Origin of the sequence: Haladaptatus sp. (assembly GCF_049589095.1) — an archaeon.
GTDB lineage: Archaea > Halobacteriota > Halobacteria > Halobacteriales > Haladaptataceae > Haladaptatus.
Genome location: NZ_JBAWAC010000606.1, coordinates 1 through 3,094 on the forward strand (window position 1 = coordinate 1; position 3,094 = coordinate 3,094).

The following is a 3,094-nucleotide window of genomic DNA, read 5'->3' on the forward strand; positions in this document are numbered from 1 at the left end:
CCATCTCGACTTCGAGGCGGGTCTGTACGAGAAACGCGCCAAAGACGCGCTCGCCGAAGTCGAGTCGCTCGCGGAGAACGGATGGGTGCGGCGACTCGGGTCCTACGACACGCAACACGTCATCGACGGGTGACGTAACTTTCAGCGTGAATTTTTAAGCCGTCGTACGTCGAACGGTGAGACGGAATCATGGCCGGACGAAAGAATCCCTTCGATGAGTTAGAGGAACTGTTCGAACGAATGGGCCGCCAGTTCGAGAGCATGGGTGACCAGTTCGGCGGGGGCGGTGTGGGCTGGCAACCCGGCGGCATGTCGCTCGACGTGGCCGACCGCGGCGACGAGTTCGTCGTCACCGCCGACCTGCCTGGCTTCGAGAAGGACGACATCGACATCTCGCTCCGCGGGGACCGCCTTCGAATCTCGGCCGAGAGTTCGGCCGAAACCGAGGCCGGTGACGAGGACTTCCTCCGGAAGGAACGCCGCCAGCAGTCGATGAGTCGAACGCTCACCGTTCCGGAACCCGTGGACGAGACGGGCGTCTCGGCGGAGTACAAAAACGGCGTGTTGACCGTCACGCTCCCGAAGGAGATGGACGAGGACGATTCGCACGACATCGAAGTCAACTGATCGTCCGCCGCAACTTCCCGCCCGTCCCGGTAGTCGTGACCCATCGTAAACGGCGGGACTTACAGCAACCACAACTCCCTTGCTATCTCGGGCATAATCGCCGCACATGACGCTCGACGCAGGCGACGACGCGCCCGACGTGACCGCGCAGAATCAGCACGGCGAGACGGTGTCCCCGTCCTTCGAAGCGCCGACGGTCGTGTACTTCTACCCGCGTGACGACACGCCGGGGTGCACCATCGAGGCGAAGCAGTTCAACGCGGAACTGGAGAGTTACCGCGACGCCGGTGCGACCGTCTACGGCGTCTCGACCGACGACGTGGACAGCCACGACGCGTTCGCCGACAAGTTCGACCTCGAATTCGACCTGCTGGCCGACTCGGACGGCGAAATCGCCGACTCGTTCGACGTCGAAATCGAGAACGACTTCACCCAGCGAACCACGTTCGTCCTCGCGGACGGCGAAGTCCAGGCTGTCTACCCCGGCGTGGACCCCGACGGCCACGCGCGCGAAGTGTTGCAGGAGATGCTCGACGACGAACTCGTCGTACTGGACTGATCGGACCGGTTTCGGGTTCGGATTCGGTTGCTAGTTTTTTGTCTCCGCTCAGTGACGTTCGCGTATGGAATTTCGCTCGAACCTTCCTGAAGGAGTCGTCGGTGCGATTCAGTGGGGTGTGACGGGGTTCTTCTGCTTTTTGATCGGCTTTGCGTCCGTCGCGTGGTATCTCTCCTCGACACGGGCGACGTATTTCATCGACGGCACGCCCGCTGCGATCGTATTTCTCCTCTCCATGATCATCGCTGGATTCCTCTGGGGGGTTCGAAACCCGGACGGGCAGCGAAAGCGCATCGAGGTTACCATCTGGCTGCTCGTCCTCGGATTTCTTCTCCCGATGCTGACCAACCTGATCTCCGTCTCTTCGGGTCTTGCGGATACCGTAACGACGTTTTCGGTTCTTCAAATCCTCGCACACATCCTGGTCATTTTTGTCGCTTACGGCTCGGTGTACGGACTCGATCTGGTGGTGTTCCTGCCAGACGAAACGAGCTGACAAAAATCCTAATCGATGAGCCGGTCCGTCAGTCGATGTGTATCGCGGGACGGCCGGGACGGGCTTTCGCCGCCAAGTCGTCGTCGGCCTCGTCGGCCGTCAGCAGGCGGATGTCGGCGTCGAACTCGCGCTCGAACAGCCAGTTCGCCCGTCGAAGCGCGACCTGCTCACGCTCCGGCGAGAGCGTTTCCGGAAGCGACTGGCGCTCCTGTTGTAGCTCCTGTCCGTACTTCGCGGCGTCGTCGCCCTGCTTCCGTATCTCGTCTTTCTGCATAATTTCGCCGATGACGTTGGGGGCGTCGGACTCGCGCGCGATGTCGAGCGCCTCGAACTGCCACGGTGCGGCGACGACGATATCGATGCGCTCGGGGTCGTCGATGTCCGCGATGGTGACGATGTGGCGAACGTCCTCCTGGGTGTTCTCGACCAACTGACGGGCCAGTTCGAGTTCGGTCGGGTCCGTCTCGGGTTCCGGCCACTCGGCTTCGACGACGAAGCCCTCGCCACCGAGGTCGCCCCACAGTTCCTCGCAGATGTGCGGAGTGACGGGTGCCAACAGTTTGACGACGGTTCGCAGGCCGCGTTCGAGCGTCGGGCCGTGCGGCGAGGTTTCTTCGCGGTAGCGCGTGAGCAGGGTCGTCAGTTCCTGTGTCTCGCGGAGCGCGCCGTTGAACGTCAGCGACTCGAACTCGTCGTTGGCGATGGCGACGGTGGCGTCGATTTCACGTTCGACATACTCCGCGACTTCGTCGTGCTCGCCGTCGAACGATGATTCGACGAACGATTCGACCGTCCCGGCGAGACGTTCGAGGAACTGGTGGCTCGATTTGACGCCCTCCTCAGTCCAGTCGAAGTCCTTCTCCGGTTGGGCGGCCTGCATCGTGAACAGACGGGCCGTGTCGGCACCGTACTCCTCGACGATGCGCTGGGGCGAGACGACGTTGCCCTTGCTCTTGGACATCTTGTCGCCGTCGAGCAGGACCATCCCCTGCGTGACGAGGTTCGTGAACGGTTCGCGGTGGGAAAGCAGTTCCATGTCCGAGAGCACCTTCGTCACGAACCGCGAGTACAGCAGGTGCATGACGGCGTGTTCGATGCCGCCGACGTACCGGTCGACCGGCATCCAGTCGTCCGCCCGCCCGGTGTCGAACGGTGCGTCGTCGAGGTGCGGCGAGACGTACCGCAGGAAGTACCACGACGAGTCCATGAACGTGTCCATCGTGTCCGTCTCGCGCCGCGCGTCGGCACCGCACTCGGGACAGTCCACGTGCTTCCACTCCTCGGCCGCGTCCAGCGGATTCCCGGTCGTCCGCACGAACTCCGGCAGTTCGACCGGCAGGTCCTCATCCGGAACGCTGACCGGTCCACATTCCTCGCAGTGGATGATCGGAATCGGCGTTCCCCAGTAGCGT

4 protein-coding genes and 1 pseudogene are annotated in these 3,094 nt (G+C 62.6%); 4 read left to right on the top strand and 1 reads right to left on the bottom strand.

Annotated elements, in window-relative coordinates; genetic code table 11:
• The 4 genes and pseudogenes from WBV42_RS19000 to WBV42_RS19015 form a co-directional block, all read left to right on the top strand.
• A pseudogene (locus WBV42_RS19000) lies at positions 1 to 133 on the top strand (prephenate dehydratase); the annotation flags it as partial.
• Between the two features lie 56 nt (positions 134 to 189).
• The gene (locus WBV42_RS19005; protein ID WP_423987426.1) at positions 190 to 627 is read left to right on the top strand and encodes an Hsp20/alpha crystallin family protein; all 438 of its coding nucleotides are present in this window, start codon (positions 190 to 192) and stop codon (positions 625 to 627) included.
• A 106-nt stretch (positions 628 to 733) separates the two neighbouring features.
• Positions 734 to 1,186, top strand: a complete 453-nt coding sequence (locus WBV42_RS19010) for a peroxiredoxin (protein ID WP_423987427.1) — start codon at positions 734 to 736, stop codon at positions 1,184 to 1,186.
• 64 nt (positions 1,187 to 1,250) lie between these two features.
• Positions 1,251 to 1,682, top strand: a complete 432-nt coding sequence (locus tag WBV42_RS19015; protein WP_423987428.1) for a hypothetical protein — start codon at positions 1,251 to 1,253, stop codon at positions 1,680 to 1,682.
• 28 nt (positions 1,683 to 1,710) lie between these two features.
• Here the strand turns inward: WBV42_RS19015 and WBV42_RS19020 are convergent.
• On the bottom strand, positions 1,711 to 3,094 hold a 1,384-nt coding region (locus WBV42_RS19020), incomplete at its 5' end, for a class I tRNA ligase family protein (RefSeq protein WP_423987429.1).